The sequence below is a fragment of the Hungatella effluvii genome, assembly GCF_003201875.1.
In the GTDB taxonomy this organism is placed as follows: Bacteria; Bacillota; Clostridia; order Lachnospirales; family Lachnospiraceae; genus Hungatella; species Hungatella effluvii.
The window spans coordinates 134,580-154,327 of the sequence record NZ_QJKD01000002.1; the positions used below are offsets into that span (position 1 = coordinate 134,580).

The following is a 19,748-nucleotide window of genomic DNA, read 5'->3' on the forward strand; positions in this document are numbered from 1 at the left end:
AAGAAAGCCGGGTAAGATCAATGTACATGTGTGCCAAATGTAAAGTTTACGCCTGCAGTGCAGGAGAGAAGAAGGCGCTTCCTAAAAACTGCCCCATGAGAAATGAACCGCTCTTGAAGGAAGCGCTGTCCGAGTATGAAAAACCGGAAAATCACGATTTTTACGTGACTTCGTCGGAGATAGAGAGCCTGGGATACGGTCAGTGGGTGAGAGTAAAGGAAACCATAGAATTTTGCAGACGTATGGGATACCGGAAGCTTGGCCTGGCGTTTTGCAGGGGCCTCCGGAAGGAGGCGGAGATTGTGTCGGATATCCTGACGAGGCATGGATTTACGGTGGTATCCGTGATCTGCAAGGCCGGAGGGACAGACAAGAGCCGCATCGGAATCGCCGAGGAACGGAAGGTCCATCCGGGCGAATTTGAGCCGATGTGCAACCCGGTCTTTCAGGCCAGACTGCTGAACGAGCAGAAGACGGAGTTTAACATCGCGCTGGGCCTGTGTGTGGGCCATGATTCCTTCCTGTATAAGTATTCGGACGCATTTGTCACTACGCTGGTGGTCAAGGACCGCGTTATGGCCCATAATCCGGTTGGTGCTTTGTACTGCTCGGAGGGGTATTATAAAGAGAAACTGAACGGATAATACACGATACCGGAAGAACAGGAGTGATAACATGGAGACAGTGAGCGCAGTACAGACAAAAGATTATATCGTTTCCGTCATACGCAGCGAGATTCTGGCCGGCAATATGAGGCCGGGCGAGGAGCTGACGCAGGAACTGATCGCGGAACAGCTGGGGGTGTCGCGCATGCCGGTCAGGGAAGCGCTTCAGTCTCTGGCGCAGGAAGGCCTGATTGTGCGCCTCCCCAACCGCCATATGCAGGTCGCGGCCATGGAAGAGAAGCAGGTGAGGGACACTTTTCGCATGGCTGCCACCATGGAGACGGAGATCCTGCTGATGATACCGGAGGAAAAGAGGGACGAGCTCCTTCTCCGGCTGTCGGAGCTGGCAGAGACAGCGGGAAGCGGAGAACGGAAGGCCGCCGCCGGGGCCGAGATGGCCTGGCATAAGTATGCACTGGCCAGCCTCAGGAATTCCTATATTCATCAGCTGTTTCGGCGCCTTTTAGACAGCTACGTTTCCTATGCGGTCGAGAGATTAAAACGGGGAAATGCGGCTGCGGAACTGCTGACTGATGTGGGAGCCGCGCTTGCGAGCGGGAACGAGGGGGCGTTGAGGGCCGCCATGAACCGTTACTACGGCCGTATGGCGGACTGCCTGCTGAACAGTAAGGAGGAAACTCATGAATAATCTGGGAAAGGTAAAGCTGCTTCCGGCCCGGGAGCAGGTAGCGTCTATTCTGAGAAAAGCTATTCTTTCCAGGGAGCTGCAGGAAGGGCAGGAGATCACGCTGGAAGGAATCGCCGAGCTGGTGGGCGTCTCGACGACACCGGTGCGGGAGGCATTTCAGATTCTGGCCAGAGACGGGCTGATCAAGCTGCGCCCCAACAAGGGGGCCGTAGTCCAGGGGATCAATGAAAAGACCATCCGGGATCACTATGAGACGAGGGCCGTCCTGGAAGGGGAGGCCGCGGCCAGGGCCAGCGCCGAGGGCGTGGATTTATCCGCGGTGGATCAGGCGTATCAGATCGCTGAGAAGGCGCTGGAGGACAACGATTCGGCGGAATATTCCAGATATAACCAGGCATTCCATATGGGAATCTGGGAGGCGGCGGACAACGAGAAGATGAAATCGCTTCTCTCCTCCATGTGGAATGGGCTGTCCATGGGACACAAGGTGACGGAAGAGGATTATGCAAAGATTTCCATCTACGAGCACAAGAAGATTCTCGACGCCATGAAGGCCCACGACGGCAGCCGGGCCAGAAAGCTGATGAACGACCATATTATCAGAAGTATGAAGAACATCCTCACCAGATTCGAGACAGACTGATGGGATCAATCAAAGGTTGGAGATGCCGGAATTGATGGGATCAGCCAAAGCCTGGTAAGGCGGAAGTTGTAAGAATTGAATAAAAAGCATCACTGAAAATCGTACAAAACAACGAAATCAAACAAACGCCTTGACAAATGGATCTGCCGAGGCGTATGATTAGGATAACAAATGGATACATTATCATATATCAAATATCAAGAAGTGTATCCGATGAAAAGGAGGGGCTTTATGGATCCAGTAGTTGTTACACTGTTGTTTCTCTTGTTTGCCATTGTGATGTTCGTGTGGGAACGGATTCCGCTGGCAGTCACGTCGATGATCGTGTGTATTGGCCTTGTGCTCACGGGAGTGCTGAGCACGAAAGACGCGTTTGCGGGCTTTACGAACAGCAATGTCATTCTGTTTGTGGCCATGTTTATTGTCGGGGGCGCGCTTTTTGAGACGGGAATGGCCAACAAGATCGGAGGCGTGGTTACAAGGTTTGCAAAGACGGAGCGCCAGCTGATCGTCACCATCATGATCGTGGTGGGCCTGATGTCGGGCTTCTTATCCAATACGGGTACGGCGGCCGTATTGATTCCGGTGGTAATCGGTATTGCGGCAAAGTCCGGGTATTCGAGATCCAGACTTCTGATGCCGCTGGTATTTGCGGCAGCTCTGGGCGGTAACTTGTCCCTGATCGGAGCACCGGGCAACTTAATTGCCCAGAGCGCCCTGCAGGAGATGGGAATGAGCTTCGGTTTCTTCGAATATGCCAAGATCGGCCTGCCGATGCTGATCTGCGGCATCATCTATTTTGCAACCATCGGTTATAAATTCCTGCCGGACAAGACACCGACCGACGGGGACAGCACCTTCGATGAACAGGTGGACTACAGCAGCGTTCCGAAGTGGAAGCAGAGCGTATCCCTGGTTGTCTTAGTCTGTACGATATTAGGAATGATCTTTGAGAAGCAGATTGGAATCAAGCTGGAGATAACCGGATGTGTCGGCGCGCTGATCATGGTCTTAACCGGAGTTATCAGTGAAAAACAGGCCTACAAGGCCATTGATATGCAGACGATCTTCTTATTCGGTGGAACGCTGGCCCTTGCAAAAGCGCTGGAGACCACAGGAGCCGGAGCAGCCATCGCCGATTTCGTGATTGGACTTCTCGGTAAGAATGCGTCTCCGTTCCTGCTGCTGGTAGCCGTATTCATGATTTCCTGTGTGCTGACAAACTTCATGTCCAACACAGCGACGACGGCACTGCTGGTTCCGATCAGCGTCTCGATCGCAGCCGGTATGGGCGCGGATCCGAGAGCCGTTCTCATGGCAACCGTAATCGGCGGTTCCTGTGCCTATGCGACACCGATCGGCATGCCTGCCAACACCATGGTCATCTCGCCAGGCGGGTATAAATTTATGGATTATGTAAAAGCAGGGCTTCCGCTCATCGTGGTATCCACGGTTGTGAGTCTGGTGCTGCTGCCCATATTCTTCCCATTCTATCCGTAAGGACCGGGAAGGAATGATTTAAGATACGTACTGTACATAAGCGGCCCGCAGACAGCCGCAAAGTGCTCATAACAAGGAGGATGTAAGAAATGAACAAGGAACAGGCTGTTGCACAGATGACAGACACCATGGCGAAGTTCGTGGCTTATTCGGGAAAGGTACTGCCCGACGACGTCTATGCGAAATTGGAAGAACTGAGAGAGAAGGAGACCAGCCCGCTGGCTAAAACCATCTATGATACCATGTTTAAGAACCAGATGCTGGCAAAGGAGCTGGACCGTCCCTGCTGTCAGGATACGGGAGTCCTGCAGTTTTTCGTGAAATGCGGGGTCCATTTTCCACTGATGGGAGAACTGGAGGCGCTGTTAAAGGAAGCGGTGATCGAGGCCACCATCAAAGCACCCCTCCGCCACAACAGTGTGGAGACCTTTGACGAGTATAACACCGGCAAGAATGTGGGAAAGGGAACGCCGACCGTATTTTGGGAGATCGTCCCGGACTGCGATACGTGCTGCATCGATACATACATGGCGGGAGGCGGCTGTACACTTCCCGGAAAGGCCATGGTGCTGATGCCGGGAGCCGGATACGAGGGAGTGACCCAGTTCGTCATGGACGTGATGACCAGCTATGGACTGAACGCATGTCCGCCTCTTCTGGTGGGCGTAGGTGTGGCTACCTCCGTGGAGACGGCGGCCCTGCTGTCCAAGAAGGCGTTAATGAGGCCTCTGGGAACTCACAATCCCAACGAGAGAGCCGCCTCGCTGGAACGTATGCTGGAAGACGGGATCAATAAGATCGGCTTAGGGCCCCAGGGCATGAGCGGAAGCTATTCCGTCATGGGTGTGCATATCGAGAATACGGCCCGCCATCCCTCCACCATCGGCGTGGCGGTTAACGTCGGATGCTGGTCGCACAGAAGAGGACACATCGAGTTTGATAAGGATTTAAACTATACCATCACATCTCATAAGGAGGTAACGTTATAATGGAGAAGAAGGTATTAACAACACCGCTTCGGGCGGAAGATCTGGAAGATATCCATGCTGGAGATATTATATACTTATCCGGCCATATCGTAACCTGCCGTGATGTGGCACACCGCAGACTGATCGAGGAAGGCCGGGAGCTTCCGGTCGATGTGAGGGGCGGAGCCATCTTTCACGCAGGCCCTATCGTAAGGCCCATTCCGGGAACCGATGACGCGTTTGAGATGGTATCAGTAGGTCCCACTACCAGCATGCGTATGGAGAAATTTGAGAAGGAATTTATCGAGGAGACCGGAGTCAGGGTCATCGTCGGAAAGGGCGGCATGGGAGAGAAGACCATGGAAGGATGCAGGGAAGGAAAGGCGATTCACTGTGTATTCCCAGCCGGATGTGCAGTCGTGGCCGCCACCTGTGTCGAGGAGATTGAGGACGCACAGTGGCGTGACCTGGGCATGCCGGAAACGCTCTGGGTGTGCAGAATCAAGGAATTTGGCCCTCTGATCGTCTCCATCGATACCCATGGAAGAAATTTATTCGAGGAGAACAAGGTGGTGTTTAACCAGAGAAAGGACGAGGCAGTGGAGGAAATCTGCCGGCACGTCAGCTTTATCAAATAAAAAATAACCTGTTTTCTGCCGGAAGAAGGCCGGTTCGCATCTGCTGCGGACCGGCCTTCTTTTCTGTTTGCTGTATGGGGCAGAATGGGGAAATATTCTTCCTTCGGGTCGTTTTATTCGGTGTCTTCCTCTTCATAAGGGATATATTCGCGGGATTCTCCGATTCCCTCATCGTAGAAGTATGCCGGTTCCCGGGGCGTCTTGTTTACACGGAGCTGAAAGACGTCGAAACGCTGGTAGGCTCCCGCGATGTCGTGGATTCCCTTTGCCGTGATCTCGTTTGCAATGTCGCAGTCGGCGTAAATAATGCCTTCCTGATTATTCTCGATCGATGGGCAGCACGGCTGTCCATTAGGGCCGGCAATCATGGTCAGCGCCCAGGACTGGTTGTGGAGCCATTCCTTTAAAGCGGGATCGCCCACGGACATCTGCTCCATGGCATCCTCGTCGAGGGACGCGGAAGAACAGATATTGAACACCTTTGCCTCAAATGCGTGAGCACAGGTGCGGACGCGCAAGCAGTCGGCGTAGTTGCCTTTTTCTCTGTTGGTTGGCCAGCAGGGCGGATAAACGGAGATATGAACCTGCTCTCCCTGGGCTACCAGGGCGTAACGGGCCAGAGTATTGGAATTCTCGCCGCAGATCAGGGAACCGATCCGGCCGATCTCCGTGTCATGAATATTGAGTGAAGAGCCGTCACCGAACGCCCATACCAGCTTTTCTCCCCAGGTGGGAAGAAGCTTTCTGTGGTGGCCGATCATATTGCCTTCCCGGTCGAACAACAGAGTGGTGTTCCACATCGTCCCAAAGTTGGCCGTGCTCTTCTCGCAGATGCCGACGGATAGGAAGATGCTGTTGTCACGGGCAATTTTCTGCAGTTCATGAAAGGCAGGTCCTGGAACGGTGACTGCATTTTCAAACAGTCTTTTGTAAAATGGATGCTGGTCTACCGGCGGCAGGAACAGGCACCAGAGCGGGAAGGTAGGAATAAAGGATTCCGGGAATACCACGAGGTCTGCCCCGTTATCCTTAGCTTCCTTTGTCAGACGGGCGACCTTCTGAACCGTCGCATCGCGGTTTAAGAATACGGGTGCCGCCTGAACGGCCGCGGCTCTTAATTTAGGCAGTGTATCACCGATGGTATGAGTAACTTCTTTGACTGCTTCTTTTTTAGACATAATATCTGCACTCCTTTTCTCTTTGTTGTATGTTTGACTTGTTTTATAAGCGGCGGATTAATACACCGCCGTCTTTCTACGGAATCAGTCCCAGAATCTTCCAGTAGGGCACGCTTGCGGTCAGTGCCAGAATGCTTACGATGTGGAAGACCAGACAGAATGGCACCAGCATGGTATGGCTGAGTTTCTCATCTCCGCCGGCCGAGTTGAACGCGGCGAGGAAATTGATGTTCTGATACTTGGTAAAATACGGATATACCACGCAGTAGGCCGCCATGGCCGCGATCCATGGACTCATGCCTGCCTGGAGACAGAACGGAGTCAGGATTACGATAAAGAGCGTGTAGCAGGTGGTCATATCCACAATGATGAAACGTGCCAGCAGGGCGACTGTGGCAATGACAAAGACGAATAAATACGGATTGCTGATGAGACTCGCCATGGAGGCTCCGAAGGTATTGCCGAGCCAAGTGTCGATTCCCACGGTGGTGATGGCATTAGCCAGGTTGATGGCACCGCCCATAAATGCGATAATGCTCCAGTTGATACGGCTGTTATAGTCCTTCGGTGTAATGACGCCCAGGGCCAGCAGCGTGGACATACCTAATACCGCAGTGATGGCTGCCGGAATGTTTAAGGTGCGTTCCAGAACCCAGAAGAAGATACAGGCAACGAGCACGATCAGTGTGATCTTTTCATTTCTCGACATGGGGCCTAAGTCGGTCAGCATCTTGTTGACGTCTTCCTTTGTCAGCTTCGGCGCCTGAGTGGGCCGGTAAAGGATCCGGATGGCGAAGTAGCTGGCAATGGTACAGATAATGAGCCACGGGAGCATGGCACGCAGCCAGAACATCCAGCTGAACTGAGCCTGTACATTTTCCGGGAGAAGTCCCATGATGATGTAGGAAAAGAAGGAGGCGCTCAATACCGCCTGACTTAACAGCGTATAGCCCGCGTACATGGCGGACCACATGCCGGCCATACCCTTGGAGCGGTCCTCAAAACCCAGTTTCTCACCGATGTCGGTGGCCATGGCGCCTACGATAGATACCTTGGCGATGGTGGAGGGAATAAACGGTCCAATGATGACGCCGGACCCCAGCAGGGCCAGAACCTGTCCGTTAAAGGTTGGCGGGCAGACACGCATGATCCAGAGCGCGACTCTTGCCAGCAGCCCGCTCTTGGTTACGGCGGCGCCGATTCCCATGGCCGCGATGAGCAGCCAGACCGTGGTTCCTGAGAAACTTCCAAATGCCGTTGTAAACGGCACAATTCCTAAGAGAACCCATGTACAGCACATGATGAAGATGCATACAAAATCGGGGATTGCATTGGTCATCCAGTTGATAATAGCCCAGATTAACAGACCCATTGTCCACATCGCCTTTTGCTCCAGCCCCCCGGGTGCGGGAATCAGGGCGATGCCAAGGCCCACAGCGATGGCGACAGCTTCGCTTATGAGCTTCTTTTTTGTCTCTTTTGTCATGATAAAAGTACCCCTTCCTTCAATAAATGAATGACTGGGCACAGCCGTCAGTACTTCACCGCAGCAGCATCATCCCCCCGGATAATCATGGTTCCTCCTCTCTCTTGCCCGATAGATTTGCGATAGAAAGTAAGTATCTGTGCCTTCTCCCAATTGCATATTGCAATAGTGACAAAAATATTTGCTATATAAGGAATTATATGTGCATAACGCCATAATGTAAAATACTAATACATTTATAGACTTATGCCTTTTTTGTTATGTATCGGGGGAAATGATTGATGCAGCGGGTGATATGAATGCAGGCATGATAATAGCCTGAGGCAGAAACCCCAGGCCAGTGTTGGTGTGTCTATTTTTCAATTCGCCCGGCGAATTGGTGCGAGCGCCGTCATGCCCCGCATGACATATTACCTTGGGGCGCTCTGCACATCCGCCGGAGGCTTCGACATTCAGAAGTGGATTGCACCACCACTGATTAAAATTTGCCTTAACCCGCCACCTAAGAGGTAGGGGAATCTGCTTGTGAATGTTGAAATGTCTTAAAATAATCCTGAACAAAGTCGCGGAACAGAATTGCAGCAGGAGAGAGATACCCCTGAGCGCGCCAGGATAAGTTGATGTAGCGTCTGCACTGCGGGAAGGAGATGGGGACCAGAACGATGTTCTCCGTATCCATACCCTGCCAGGTAATAGAAGGGATGAAGGAGATGCCGATGCCGGCGCGGATCAATTCCCGGACGGTCTCCGGGCTGTCGCTCTCCAGCACGACGGAAGGTTCGAAGCCGGCTATCTTGCAGAAGGTGTCGGTGATGGTACGTAAGCTCTTTCCCTGCTGGAGGCAAATGAATTCCTCACCCGCCACCTCGCTTAAGTTTAAGTTCTCCCGTTTGGAGAGCGGATTGGACTCGGGCAGGGCCAGGAGAATCTCTTCCTCAATCAGGGAGGCGGAATGATCCTGCGTACACGGCTGCATGGAGGAAAACAGGGTCAAGTCACATCCGTCGGGTTGATTCTTGGTCAAGTCTTCCTGGATAATCTGAAGCCGGATGGAGGGATATTCATGTTTAAACGCCATGACCAGTTCCGGAAGAAGCTTGGAAGCCGCATAGAGGGAGAGTGTTACGGTCCGGCTGCGCTCCCCGGCCGCATCGCCGATCTCCTGCTCGATGTCTTTCAGCTCCTGAAGAATTCGATTCGTATGGTTTAAAAGAATCTCGCCGTAGGAATTCAATATTATGTTTTTCCCGGAACGTTCAAACAGCTGGACACCCAGTTCCTTCTCAAGCCGGGAAACCGTACGGCTTAAAGAAGGCTGTGCTACGTGGAGTTCTTCGGAAGCCCTGGTGATGTGCTGAAGCTCTGCGACTTTCTTAAAATAAGTGAGAGAATGAATGTCCATGAATACGCCTCCTTATATAACATTTTAGATATCGTTATGTAACAAAGTATATATTGGACGTTATAAAAAGTCAATGCTATTATTTTTTTATCAGGAACGCATTTTAAGAAAGGGGAGAGCGCATGATTTGGGATAAAGAACGCCGTTCAAAGGCGGAACGGATGGAGAAGGCTGCCGGATATGCTAAGGGAAAGCGAGTTGGGACGGGAGAGATCATTCCATTTTTAGAGAGTATTTTAAGGCCGGGTGACAGAGTCGTGCTGGAGGGCTGCAATCAGAAGCAGGCCGCATTTTTAGCAGAGGCGCTTACAAAAGTAAATCCGGAAAAAGTCCACGATCTGAATATGATCATCCCATCGATTTCCAGGGATGAGCACCTGGATCTCTTCGACAGAGGGATAGCGTCGGAAATCAATTTTTCTTTCGCCGGGGTACAGAGCAGGCGGCTGGCGGAAATGGTGGCGGAGAACACCGTGAAAATCGGGGCAATCCACACGTATCTGGAGCTGTACGGCAGGCTTTATGTGGATCTGACGCCCAATGTCTGTCTGATTGCCGCGGACAAGGCGGATTCAAACGGAAACTTATATACCGGCTACAACACGGAGGAGACGCCCATGCTGGCGGAGGCGGCCGCATTTAAGAGCGGGATTGTCGTCGCACAGGTCAATGAGATCGTGGGAGAGGGGGACCTCCCGCGGGTCGATATTCCGGGTGGATGGGTGGATTATATCGTGAAGGCAGACGAGCCGTATCCAATGGAACCGTTGTTTACCAGAGATCCGGCCCGGATTCAGGAGGCCCATATTCTGATGGGTATGATGACGATCAAGGGAATCTATGCAAAGCACGGTGTGGAAAGCCTGAATCACGGCATCGGCTACAACGGCGCGGCGATTGAACTTCTGCTTCCCACCTTTGGCGATTATCTGGGACTGAAAGGGAAAATCTGTACCAACTGGGTCTTGAATCCCCATCCCACCCTGATTCCGGCTGTGGAAGCAGGCTGGGTGAAACAGGTATGCGCCTTTGGCGGAGAACTGGGTATGGAACGGTATACCGCCGCGAGATCCGACATCTTCTTTACCGGAAAGGATGGCATGCTCCGGTCTAACAGGGCGGCCGCCCAGGTGGCAGGGCTTTACGGGATCGACCTGTTCCTGGGAGGCACACTCCAGATGGATTATGAGGGGAACTCCTCGACCGTGACGGGCGGACGGCTCAGCGGCTTTGGCGGTGCCCCCAACATGGGAAACAGCACCGGCGGGCGCCGCCATACGACAAAAGCATGGCGCGACATGGCTCCACTGACCGGTTCCATGGCCTCCGGGCGGAAGCTGGTGGTTCAGATGACAAAGAGCCAGAGCAAATACGGCCCGGCCTTTGTGCCGGAACTGGATGCCGTTAGGATCGGCAGAAAGGCCGGCATGGATGCGGCTCCTGTCATGGTCTACGGCGAGGATGTGACCCACGTGGTGACGGAGCAGGGAATCGCCTATCTCTACCAGGCGCAGAACGCAGAAGAGCGGACGAAGATGCTGGGCTGTATCGCTCAGGGAACGCCGGTAGGTTCCATGGTGGGGAACGGGGAGATCGAACGGATGCGGAGAGAAGAAAAGGTGGCGTATCCGCAGGATCTTGCCATTTCACCTGACGCGGCGAAGCGTGAACTCTTAGCGGCGAAATCTCTGGAAGAGATTGCCGATCTGTCCGGCGGTTTATACCGTGTGCCGGAGCAATTTAGAAAAAAGTCTGAGTGACGGTCTGGAGGGAAAAGGAATTGGCTACAAAAAAACAGGAAGAACTGTTGATTTTAAAGAACAAACTGCGGATGGGCGGCGGTGAAAAGGCCATGGATAGGCAGCACTCGGCCGGGAAGATGACCGCCCGGGAGCGGCTGCTGGCACTGTTTGATGAAGGAAGCTTTGTGGAGACGGGCTTATTTGTGAAACACCGCTGTACGAATTTCGGCATGGAGAAGAAGGAGTCCCCGGGAGAGGGCGTCGTGACAGGCTATGGAACGGTGAATGGAAGGCTTACATACGCCGCGGCCCAGGATTTTACTGTGATAGGCGGTTCTCTGGGAGAGATGCATGCGGACAAGATTGTAAAGACGCAGGAGGCGGCCATGAAAGCGGGAGCCCCCATGATCTGCATCAATGACTCGGGGGGAGCGCGCATTCAGGAAGGTGTGGATGCCCTGGCGGGCTATGGACGCATTTTTTATAACAATACCATGGCTTCGGGGGTGATTCCCCAGATATCCGTAATCATGGGCCCGTGCGCCGGCGGCGCTGTGTACTCGCCGGCCCTGACGGATTTTATTTTCATGGTAAAGAATACGAGCCAGATGTTTATTACCGGTCCTTCGGTAATCGCGGCCGTTACGGGGGAGTCGGTGACAGCGGAGGAGCTGGGGGGAGCGAGGACCCATAATGCGATCAGCGGGGTGGCCCATTATATGGCGGAGGATGAGGGCAGCTGTATCCGGCAGATCAAAGAACTGCTGGGCTATCTCCCCCAGAATAACATGGAGAACCCGCCGGAAATGGATCTGGGCGACGACTGGAACCGCATGGCTGAATCTTTAAATGAGCTGATACCCGAAAATCCGGGGAAGCCCTATGACATGAAGGCCGTCATCGAAGCCCTGGCAGACGGCGGTCAGTTCATGGAATACCAGGAGTATTTTGCCCCCAATCTCATTACCGGATTCATTCATATGGGAGGACGGAGCACAGGAGTGATTGCAAACCAGCCGAAGGCCATGGCGGGCTGCCTGGATATCAATGCCTCCGACAAGGCCGCGCGTTTTATCCGCACGTGTGATTCCTTTAACATACCGCTCCTTACACTGGTGGATGTGCCGGGATTTCTGCCCGGTACGATGCAGGAGCATAATGGAATTATCCGTCACGGCGCCAAGATGCTGTACGCTTACAGCGAGGCGGTGGTGCCGAAGATAACAGTAATCACGAGAAAATCATACGGCGGGGCCTATATTGGAATGTGCTCCAGACATTTGGGAGCCGACGCGGTCTTTGCGTGGCCGGATGCTGAGATTGCGGTAATGGGAGCTGATGGAGCTGCTAACATTATCTTTTCCAAAGAGATAAAGAACGCTTCCGACGGAGCGTCCAGGCGGAAGGAAAAGATCGCCGAGTACCAGGAGTCGATGATGAATCCGTATGTGGCGGCCTCCAGAGGATATGTGGATGACGTCATCATGCCGGCCGAGACGAGAAAACGCGTCATCAGCGCGCTGGAGGCGTTCCGCGGCAAGAGGGTTCAGAAAATGCCGAAAAAGCATGGAAATATTCCACTGTAGGAGGTGTGTCATGTTTGGTGATAGTGTGACTGTGGCGGATACGCTGTTGATTTCCGGATTCAGTATACTGATTGTGTTTCTGGTGCTGCTTCTGCTCTCTTTTATGATTGATTTCTGCGCCTGGCTTTTAAGACGGCGGGAGGGTGCGCCTTCCTCACAGGAGCCTGGCGCCGGGCCGGCGGCTGGGAACAACAGCGACGCGGTGCTTGTCGCTGCGGCGGTTGCGGCATATCTGGAGTCGGATCCGGACGAAATTGTGGTGCGGAGAATTACCAGAGTGGAAGACTGTGACAGCGCGTGGGCCAGAAATGCGCGACAGGAATCCATACGATAAAGAACAGGAAAAGGAGTTAAAACCATGGGAATAAAAGTATTTCGGATCGTGCTTGACGGTGTGGTTCATGAGGTGGAAGTGGAAGAGATTCACCGGGAGGTACAGGGCGGCGGTTATGCGGCGCCGGCGGGGGCCGTTCCGCAGAAGCAATCCGCAGGAGGAACTCGAGCCGCTGCAGAGCAAAAGAGAAGCGATGCTTCCGCAGGCGGCGAGGTGATCACCGCGCCTCTTCAGGGAATCGTTCTGGCGGTTTCCGCAGCTTCCGGACAGACAGTAAAATGTGGGGAAGTGCTGGTCATCATCGAGGCAATGAAGATGGAAAATGAGATTATCGCCCCGCGCGACTGCACGGTGACCTCCATCATTACCTCAAAAGGCGCTTCCGTGGCAGCAGGGGATCCGCTGCTTGAAATCTCTTAAGGAGGCTAAAAGGATGAATGGAATTTTACTGGAGTTCTGGAAGAGCAGCGGATTTTCACAGCTGTTTCAGTGCGATACCGTGCTGTTTGGCCTGCATCTGCCCGGCGAACTCATTATGATCGGAATTGCCTGTCTCTTTCTCTATCTGGCGATTCATAAGGGGTATGAGCCTTATCTTCTCATTCCCATTGCGTTCGGTATGCTTCTGGTTAATCTTCCGAAGACCGGCCTGATGGCCGCCGCGGTGGGGGACGAGAATGGAGGCCTTCTATATTATCTATACCAGGGAACAAATTTAGGAATCTATCCGCCGCTGATCTTTCTGTGCATCGGCGCAGGGACGGATTTCGGCCCGCTGCTGGCCAACCCGCGGAGTCTCCTTTTAGGGGCTGCGGCCCAGCTGGGAATCTTCTTAACCTTTATCGGAGCGATTATGCTGGGATTTGTAGGACCGGAAGCCGCCTCCATCGGAATCATCGGAGGTGCGGATGGGCCGACGGCGCTTTATTTAACCAGCAAGCTGGCCCCGCATCTGCTGGGAGCAATTGCTATTGCGGCCTATTCCTATATGGCGCTGGTACCTATCATACAGCCGCCGATTATCCGTCTTCTCACGACAGAGAAAGAGCGGAAAATCAAGATGGAGCAGCTGAGAGCGGTCGGTAAAACGGAGAAGATCGTATTTCCTATCGTGGTAACCTTATTTACGGTACTGCTTCTGCCGTCGGCAGGCGCGCTGATCGGTATGCTGATGCTGGGAAATTTAATAAAAGAATCTGGCTGTGTCCCACGCCTCGTGGACGCATTACAGAATTCCCTGATGTATATTATCTCTGTCTTTCTGGGAATTACTGTTGGGGCAAAGGCCAGCGCGGACGCATTTCTGCGGGTGGATACGTTAAAGATTATTGTTCTGGGCCTGATCGCATTTTCAGTGGGAACCGCCGGCGGTGTGCTGCTTGGTAAGGTGATGTGTAAACTGTCCAATGGCAGGGTGAACCCCATGATCGGCGCCGCAGGCGTCTCCGCAGTCCCGATGGCGGCCCGCGTGGTGCAGAAGGAAGGCCAGAAATACAACCCCTCCAACTTTTTGCTGATGCATGCCATGGGCCCCAATGTGGCCGGTGTCATCGGCTCGGCGGTGGCGGCCGGAATGCTCCTGTTATTTTTCCAGTAGCAGGAAACGTCGGTCTCCGATCCGTATGTCCGCCTTTCCTTCCCAGGGCAGATCGGTGAGACAGACAGCAGGCCCGGATACATGTCCGAGAACTATTTTTGCCAGTAGATTTTTGGGTTCAATCCATTGTATAATAAAAACAGCCGGCAGGTCATGGTATGGCCTGCTTTCTGATTTTACTTTATTGGATGGAAGGAATTTAATTATGCCAGAGAATAAAAATGGTTTGGAAATAGAGATGACATGTAATAATGAAGAAACATCATCAAATACAGATCAGGTGTCCCCCAACGGATTCCTTTCGTACGCCATTTCTCAGGAGATCGTCCGTGCATTGGAGCTCCTGGGGTATCACGAACCAACGGAGATACAGCGGGAAGTGATCCCTGCGGTTCTGGAAGGAAAGAATGTGGTGGCGCGGTCCAGGACGGGGACGGGAAAGACGGCGGCATTCGGTATTCCGCTCTGTGAGAAGATTGTCTGGGAAGAGAATCTGCCTCAGGCGCTGGTGCTGGAGCCCAGCAGGGAACTGGCGGTCCAGGTGAGCAGCGAGCTGTTTCACATAGGACGAGGCAAACGCCTGAAGGTCCCGGCGGTCTTTGGCGGCTTTCCGATTGATAAGCAGATACGCACGATCAAACAGAAGTCTCACATTGTCGTGGGAACTCCGGGCCGTGTCATGGATCTGATTCAGAGGGACTGTTTAAAACTCACCGGCATCCGGTATCTGGTCATCGACGAGGCGGATCTCATGCTGGACATGGGGTTCCTGGACGAGGTGAAACAGATCATGGCTCTTCTGCCGAAAGGCGGAACGGTTCTTCTGTTCTCAGCTACACTGGATGAGAAGGTGCGGCTCCTGGTGGATGAGTATATGGCGGACGCCGTCATGATTGCCCCGGAGGCGGATACAGAGGAAGAAGAACCCGCGATCTCCCAGGCGGTATACCGCACGGACCAGGAAGAGAAATACGACCTGCTGAAACGGGTTCTGATTCTGGAAAATCCGGAGAGTTGCATGATATTCTGCGGAACCAGAGAGATGGTAAATGTGCTCCTTCAGAAGCTTAAGAGAGACCGGATATTCTGTGGGATGATTCATGGAGAAATGGAGCAGAGGGAGCGTTTAAAAACAGTGGACGCTTTCCGGAGAGGCGGATTCCGCTATCTGATCGCCACCGATGTTGCGGCCAGGGGGATTGATTTCGATAAGATCGATCTCGTGGTGAATTATGATTTCCCGGGCGGCCGCGAGACCTACGTACACCGCATCGGCCGGACGGGAAGAAACGGAGAAAAGGGGAGAGCCGTAAGTCTCCTGTGCGAGAACGAGGAGCGGATGCTTCATATGGTGGAAGCCTATATGGGGCGCGAACTTCCGATGACTTCATGCCCCGAACCGGATGAGGAGACGACGAAGGCCTTTTGGGCGCGGCAAAGGGAGAGACGGGCCCCGAAAGCACAGAAGGGAGCCGCCTTAAACGCTGGAATCATGCGTCTTTCCATCGGCGGCGGCAGAAAATCGAAGATGCGAGCAGTGGACATTGTGGGTACAATCTGCAACATCGATGGGATTCGGGCGGAAGATATCGGTATTATCGACATCAGGGAAAGCCTGACATACGTGGAGATTCTAAACGGTAAAGGTCAGGTGGTACTGGAAAAGCTTCAGGAAAAAGCAATTAAGGGCAGGCTGCGGAAAGTGAGGATCGCGCGCAGATGAGTATGACGCTGGTGGATATGGCATGCATTACGCTGCGGGTGGCGTGCTGCTTAGGCGTATTCGCATTTTTTCTGTTTTGTTCGTTTCAGTCCCGGCTGAAGCTGGGATATGGGAAGACGGCGGCGCTGGCTTTCTTTTATATAGCAGTTACAGCAGCAGTTACCATTTTATTTCTCGTTCCGGGGGCGGTCTTCCGGGAATATAACATTTTAGGGATCTGTTTGTGGCTTCTGATGGCAGTTGCAGTGTTCCGGCTTGTTATTAAGGGGAGCGCCTTTGAGATTCTTTTTATTATACTGGTGACGCTGAATTTATATGTGAATATTGTGGCGATTGCAAAAGTGATCGGGAATCTGCTGAACCTGGATTCCGCGGCGGAGACGACGAAGATGGTGCTGGTGCTGGCCGTTTTGGCGGCCTATACGCCTCTTTTGTGGCTTTTAATGGCAAAGCTGTATAAGCAGGTGATTGATTTTCGGCTGTCACTTTCTTTCTGGAACTATATCTGGATTATTCCGGCGCTGACGTACTTGATATTCTATGTGAAAATTGTCAATGATTACTGGATAACCGGGGTCCATACGGGGCCGGGTGACGTGGTTTTCGTGATTCTCTGGTCGTTTGCCACCTATGCATTCTTTTACGTGACGCTGCAGATGTTAATTCAGGCGTACAAGGGAATTACGGCGGTACAGCAGGCGGAAACGGTTTCGGCCCAGCTCACGCTGCAGAAGGAGCAGTACGGTAAACTTCTGGAGAGTATCGAAAAAACGTCGCGGCTGAAGCATGACTGGCGGCACCATCTCCTGTCCATCAACGGATTTGTGGAGGCGGAGGATATAAAAGGGCTGAAGGAATATGTAAAAGAGCTGATTCCGGAGTATATAGAGGGAAAAGAGATTTCCATCTGCCGGAACCATATTGCCGATGTCATTCTGCGCCATTATGCGGGGGCAGCGGAGGCAGCCGGGATCCGGCTGGATATCAGCGCGAATCTTTCGGAGATACCGGATGTTTCCGATATGGATTTGTGCATTCTTTTCGGCAATCTTTTAGAGAACGCGCTGGAGGCGTGCAGCGGTATGGAGGACGGCGCCGGTCATGTGGAGATTCAGGCGGAGATGAGGGGGAAACAGCTGGTTCTTCAGATTCAGAATACATATCAGCGGGATGTGATTTTAAAGGAAGGGAAGTATTACTCCACAAAACACAGCGGAGTGGGGATTGGTCTCTCCTCTGTGGAGAAGGTTGTGGATAAGTATCATGGAATCATGCGGGTCAGCTATGACCGCATAATTTTTAAGGTCCAGATTCTGCTTTTCTGAATAGGATGCCATTAGAACATCATATCAGATGGGAGAAATCTATGAATCGAAGAGTATTGTTGGAACCGGCGGCGGAGACTGTCTGTATTGAGAATTCAGTTCCGCCGCTGATTTTTGAACTGCCGCCGGAAGAGGGACGCCGGGTGCTGGAGAAGGCCCAGGACGCGCCGGTCTACATGTATCCGGCCCAGGTGGAGGCTTCCATGGTCGAGACAGGCCATTGGGGAAGCATTCCCGTATACCGGGTAACACCGATAAACAATGAATTTGCAGAAAATGTGATTTTCTATATTCACGGAGCCGGATGGGTATTCGGGAGTTTCCATACGCATGAGAAGCTGGTGAGAGAGCTGGCCGCCAGGACCGGATGTACGGTCATTTTCCCGGAATATACCCGGTCTCCCGAGGTGTGTTACCCGAATGCCATTGAGCAGTGCTACAGCGTACTCTGCCAGCTGCCCCAGCTGTTTGAACAGATGGGAAGAGGGCTGAATGGTAATACATTGACCGTGGCCGGAGACAGCGTGGGCGGTAATATGGCGATCGCCATGACGCTGTTCTCCAAATACAGAAGGGGGCCGGCCATCCACAAGCAGCTTCTCTATTATCCCGTGACCAACGCCTGTTTCGATACGGCGTCGTACTGTGAGTTTGCGGAGTGCTACTACTTATACCGGGCGGGTATGATGTGGTTCTGGGATCAGTACACCACATCGGAATGCTGCAGAAACCAGATCACCGCCTCCCCGTTGAGGGCATGTACCGATCACCTTACCGATCTTCCGCAGGCCATGATTTTAAACGGCCAGGCGGATGTGCTGAGAGACGAGGGTGAGGCCTATGCCGAAAAGCTGCGGGCGGCAGGCGTGTCAGTGACGGCGCTGCGTTTTCAGGCGATCATCCATGATTTTGTCATGCTGAATGTGCTGGATCAGACCAACGCGTGCCGGGCGGCGATGGACGTTTCCACAGAATGGATCAACAGGAAGAATATGGAGTGGTACCAGGACAACGAAGAGCGGTCAGCGGATCAGTGATATAGGGAGAGTTCCCGTTTCTGTATGAGTATTTCTGCGTAAACGGGAACTCACATGGTGAAAGTGCGTAGTGAATGCACAACGAATAAACATTTCGTAAAATGCGCGATCAGGATAAAATGACATGGAGGAATGGTATGATGAATAAAAATACATATTTAAAGCTGCGTCTGGAACGCCAGCATTTCACAAAGCCCGCCGGGAAGAAGGAATATGGAGTGCTTTTTAAGCAGATGTCTCCCGTACTCTGCGTATACTGGAGCTGTCCGGGCTCTCCGCCGGAGCTTTTATACCGCGCGGCATTTGATGACAGGAAGTATTGCTATAAGATGAGGGGAAGCCGTACTATTATGAAGGGAAGATTCCAGAACGGTAATATCGCCTACATTTATGCGGACGAACTGGAGCTGTTCGCGGCTGTCTACCGGAAGGACAAGCCTCTTACGGACACAGAGCTGGAGCTCTATGAACTTCTGAACCGGGAAGGCCCGATGACGATCCATGTGATGAAGGAGTTCACGGGTATGCTGACGAAGGAGATCACGCCCGCCCTGCACCGCCTGCAGGAGAAATTCCTCGTATTCGAAGATCAGGCGGACAGCGAATGGGATCGCGCCTGGTATCCGTTCGAATCCGAGTTTCCCGATGTGAATCTGGAACGGTATACAAAGGAGGAGGCGGAAGAGGAGCTGATAAGGCGGTTCGTGTGGCTGAACGTCTGGATTGACGCGGCCATGGTGAGGTCCTTCTACAGGCTCCCGTTAAAGGAAATAAAAGGCGTGCTGGAACGGCTGGCATCAAATGGAACGCTGGCGCCGTATGAAGGGGGATACGTTCGCAGAGAGGACTTACAGCTGCTGGTGGGGGTACCGTCTGATACAGTGGAGAATGCGCCAAAGAAGGTGGAGAAACATTCCGTTTTTATTCTCCACAAAAATGATTTTCTGGTGAAGTCCAATGAGCACTGGCTGAAGGATACATTTACACACCCGGAATACGATGTTCTGGGATATCTGCTGATTGATGGTGCGTTTAGGGGATGCCTGCTGGGGCATTTCCGGAACGGGCCCTTTGAGCTGGAGGACGTGGCGCTTTGGGCAGAAACAGAGGGAGAGGCACCGGTTTGTCTGAGGAATGAAGCTGCTGATGGATTAAATGAGGCATTAAAAGAGGATATTTTAAATGCGGTGGAGCTTCTGTATGATCCCGAGATTAGCCCGCTGAAGCGGTATATGGGTGAAATGCTGTAATATTTCAATTCGCGCTTGACTCTCA

General features: G+C 52.9%; 18 protein-coding genes. 15 read left to right on the forward strand and 3 right to left on the reverse strand.

Annotated elements, in window-relative coordinates; all coding sequences use genetic code 11:
- Positions 1-26: 26 nt before the first annotated feature.
- From DFR60_RS03815 to ttdB, 6 genes are all read left to right on the forward strand, one after another.
- On the forward strand, positions 27-644 hold the full coding sequence (locus DFR60_RS03815; RefSeq protein WP_333562811.1) for a DUF1847 domain-containing protein: 618 nt from the start codon (positions 27-29) through the stop codon (positions 642-644).
- A gap of 31 nt (positions 645-675) precedes the next feature.
- Positions 676-1,314, forward strand: a complete 639-nt coding sequence (locus tag DFR60_RS03820) for a GntR family transcriptional regulator (protein WP_110321718.1) — start codon at positions 676-678, stop codon at positions 1,312-1,314.
- Positions 1,307-1,957 carry a GntR family transcriptional regulator gene (locus DFR60_RS03825; protein ID WP_025530027.1) on the forward strand — a complete coding sequence of 217 codons (651 nt, stop codon included), beginning with the start codon at positions 1,307-1,309 and terminating at the stop codon, positions 1,955-1,957. The genes DFR60_RS03820 and DFR60_RS03825 overlap by 8 nt, the downstream gene beginning before the upstream one ends.
- 231 nt (positions 1,958-2,188) lie before the next feature.
- On the forward strand, positions 2,189-3,457 hold the full coding sequence (locus DFR60_RS03830) for an SLC13 family permease (RefSeq protein ID WP_110321719.1): 1,269 nt from the start codon (positions 2,189-2,191) through the stop codon (positions 3,455-3,457).
- Between the two features lie 89 nt (positions 3,458-3,546).
- The gene (gene ttdA / locus DFR60_RS03835; RefSeq protein WP_110321720.1) at positions 3,547-4,446 is read left to right on the forward strand and encodes a L(+)-tartrate dehydratase subunit alpha; all 900 of its coding nucleotides are present in this window, start codon (positions 3,547-3,549) and stop codon (positions 4,444-4,446) included.
- On the forward strand, positions 4,446-5,063 hold the full coding sequence (gene ttdB / locus DFR60_RS03840) for a L(+)-tartrate dehydratase subunit beta (protein ID WP_110321721.1): 618 nt from the start codon (positions 4,446-4,448) through the stop codon (positions 5,061-5,063). The genes ttdA and ttdB overlap by 1 nt, the downstream gene beginning before the upstream one ends.
- A gap of 113 nt (positions 5,064-5,176) precedes the next feature.
- Here ttdB and DFR60_RS03845 read toward each other — a convergent pair whose 3' ends face one another.
- The 3 genes from DFR60_RS03845 to DFR60_RS03855 form a co-directional block, all read right to left on the reverse strand.
- On the reverse strand, positions 5,177-6,241 hold the full coding sequence (locus DFR60_RS03845; RefSeq protein WP_110321722.1) for a carbon-nitrogen hydrolase family protein: 1,065 nt from the start codon (positions 6,239-6,241) through the stop codon (positions 5,177-5,179).
- A gap of 76 nt (positions 6,242-6,317) precedes the next feature.
- On the reverse strand, positions 6,318-7,727 hold the full coding sequence (locus tag DFR60_RS03850) for an SLC13 family permease (protein WP_110321723.1): 1,410 nt from the start codon (positions 7,725-7,727) through the stop codon (positions 6,318-6,320).
- 502 nt (positions 7,728-8,229) lie between these two features.
- Positions 8,230-9,129: a LysR family transcriptional regulator gene (locus DFR60_RS03855; protein WP_110321724.1), complete on the reverse strand. Its 900-nt coding sequence runs from the start codon at positions 9,127-9,129 to the stop codon at positions 8,230-8,232.
- A gap of 122 nt (positions 9,130-9,251) precedes the next feature.
- Between DFR60_RS03855 and DFR60_RS03860 the strand changes: the two genes are divergently transcribed.
- From DFR60_RS03860 to DFR60_RS03900, 9 genes are all read left to right on the forward strand, one after another.
- A complete protein-coding gene (locus tag DFR60_RS03860; RefSeq protein ID WP_110321725.1) occupies positions 9,252-10,889 on the forward strand; it encodes a malonate decarboxylase subunit alpha in 1,638 nt (545 codons plus the stop codon).
- Positions 10,890-10,909: 20 nt separating this feature from the next.
- Positions 10,910-12,457 (forward strand): acyl-CoA carboxylase subunit beta, encoded by a 1,548-nt coding sequence (locus tag DFR60_RS03865; protein ID WP_110321726.1) that lies wholly within the window; start codon positions 10,910-10,912, stop codon positions 12,455-12,457.
- A gap of 10 nt (positions 12,458-12,467) precedes the next feature.
- The gene (locus DFR60_RS03870) at positions 12,468-12,791 is read left to right on the forward strand and encodes an OadG family transporter subunit (protein WP_110321727.1); all 324 of its coding nucleotides are present in this window, start codon (positions 12,468-12,470) and stop codon (positions 12,789-12,791) included.
- Between the two features lie 24 nt (positions 12,792-12,815).
- Complete coding sequence (locus DFR60_RS03875) at positions 12,816-13,211, forward strand: acyl-CoA carboxylase biotin carboxyl carrier protein subunit (RefSeq protein WP_110321728.1); 396 nt, start codon at positions 12,816-12,818, stop codon at positions 13,209-13,211.
- A 13-nt stretch (positions 13,212-13,224) separates the two neighbouring features.
- On the forward strand, positions 13,225-14,388 hold the full coding sequence (locus DFR60_RS03880; protein ID WP_110321729.1) for a sodium ion-translocating decarboxylase subunit beta: 1,164 nt from the start codon (positions 13,225-13,227) through the stop codon (positions 14,386-14,388).
- Positions 14,389-14,626: 238 nt separating this feature from the next.
- Positions 14,627-16,111: a DEAD/DEAH box helicase gene (locus tag DFR60_RS03885; RefSeq protein WP_167437520.1), complete on the forward strand. Its 1,485-nt coding sequence runs from the start codon at positions 14,627-14,629 to the stop codon at positions 16,109-16,111.
- A complete protein-coding gene (locus DFR60_RS03890; RefSeq protein ID WP_110321730.1) occupies positions 16,108-17,436 on the forward strand; it encodes a sensor histidine kinase in 1,329 nt (442 codons plus the stop codon). Before DFR60_RS03885 ends, DFR60_RS03890 begins: the two co-directional genes overlap by 4 nt.
- Before the next feature lie 41 nt (positions 17,437-17,477).
- Positions 17,478-18,473 (forward strand): alpha/beta hydrolase, encoded by a 996-nt coding sequence (locus DFR60_RS03895; RefSeq protein ID WP_110321731.1) that lies wholly within the window; start codon positions 17,478-17,480, stop codon positions 18,471-18,473.
- Positions 18,474-18,610: 137 nt separating this feature from the next.
- Complete coding sequence (locus DFR60_RS03900) at positions 18,611-19,723, forward strand: DNA glycosylase AlkZ-like family protein (RefSeq protein WP_243004972.1); 1,113 nt, start codon at positions 18,611-18,613, stop codon at positions 19,721-19,723.
- Positions 19,724-19,748: the final 25 nt, after the last annotated feature.